A 1,731-nucleotide genomic window follows, 5' to 3' on the forward strand; every position below is an offset into this window, starting at 1 on the left:
GCGGTGCCGGCCGGATCGGCGATGAAGCGCGAGGCCGTCAGCGCGCTCTGGCCCAGGTAGCCGTGGGCCTGCTGCGCCCCGGCCAGGTAGAGCTCGCCGGGCAGGCCCGGCGGCAGCGGGCGCAGCGCCGGGTCGAGCACCATGGCCCGCAGTCCGTGCAGCGGCCGGCCGACCACCACGTCGGGGCTGTCCGATACGTCGGCGACCAGCGCGTCGATGGTGAATTCGGTGGGGCCGTAGAGGTTCTCCACGGTGATGCCGGAAAGTTCGCGCAGCTTGTCCCAGAGCACCTGGCTGCACCCTTCGCCGCCGACCGAGAGCCGGCGCACCGGGGTGCCGGCTTCGAACAATCCGGTCTCCAGCAGCGGGGCGGCCAGCGACGGGGTCATGTCCATCCAGGTCATCTTGTGTTCGCGGACCTCGGCGGCGAGCGCCTGGGGGTCGCGGGCCACCTCGTGGGAAACCAGGTGCACCTCGTGGCCCAGCGCGATGCCCAGCAGGGTGCACCAGGCGCCGTCGAAGTGCAGCGGCAGGGATTGGGCGATCCGCTCGCCGTGCGCCGCCAGGAAGCCGGCGTGCCGGTGGTAGCCGGCCCAGCGGGCGAACGCGTCGCGGGAGACCACCACCGCCTTGGGCTCCCCGGTGGAGCCCGAGGTGTGCAACAGGTAGGCCGGGGTGCTGCGCGGCACCGGCACCACGGACACCGGCCCCGCCGGGTCGGGCAGCTGGGCGGGATCCAGTACCGGGTAGCCGAGCCAGGCCTCGGCGTTGGCGGTGAGCACGATCGGCGGGTGGGGTGCCAGGTTCTTCAGCCGGTGCGCGATGCGCTGGTTGCGCGCTGCCGGGGCCTGCGGGTCCAGCGGGACGCTGGTGGCCCCGGCCTTCGCGGCGGCCAGGATCGCCGCGACGTAGTCGATGCCGCGCTCCAAGTCGATCAGCAGGTAGCGGCCGGTGCCGCAGCCGGCGAGCGCCGCGGCCAGCCGGTCCACCCGGGCGGCGAGCTGGGCGTAATCCAGGTGTTCGCCGGCGCAGCGCAGTGCCGGGGCGTGCGGGGCGGTGGCCACCGTGGCGGCGAACAGCTCCTCGAGCAGCGGCGGGGTGGTTTCGGCGGCCGGTTCCCCTTCCAGCGGGGCCGCCTGTTCGGCGGTGGCCAGGGTGAGGTAGGAGAGGACCGTGTCCGGGTCCGCGGCGACCAGCTGGGACAGCAGCTGGCCGTAGGCGCCGAGCACCGCGGCGGCGTCCGCCTCGGCCAGGGTGCCGGGCGGGGCGGTGAGCGTGGCGCGCACGGTGCCGGCGATGGTGTCGGGAATGAGGTTCAAGGTGATGTCATCAACCGGTCCCTCGCACAAGGGGTGCAGCGCCATCGTCGCCCCGGGAACCTCCAACGGCGCGTCAAAGGCCTTGATGTTGATCTCGGTGGCCGTCAGCGTGGTGTCCGAGCCGACCAGCTTCAGTTCGCGCATCAGCTGCTCGGAGCGGAAGCGGCCGTGGCGGGACAGCGCCGCGCGGGCCCCGGCCACCGCGTCGAGCAGTGCGCCAATGCTCGCCCCGGCCTGCACGTCCACGGCCAGCGGCAGCACGTTGATGGTGGGTGCCGGGCAGAGGGCGGCGGCGCCGGTGCGGTTCATGGCCGGCAGCCCCACGGTGACCCGCCCCGCGCCGGTGAGCCGGTTGGCCAGCAGTACGTGCGCGGCGATCGCAGCGTCGGCCCAGGTGTGCCGCGCCCCGGCG

The 1,731-nt window shown here is 74.2% G+C and carries 1 protein-coding gene; it reads right to left on the reverse strand.

Annotation, left to right across the window (positions count from 1 at the left end):
* The coding region (locus RCJ92_RS15800; RefSeq protein WP_446755109.1) for an AMP-binding protein at positions 1-1,731 on the reverse strand (1,731 nt) is incomplete at both ends.

The sequence above is a fragment of the Glutamicibacter sp. BSL13 genome (genome assembly GCF_052928425.1).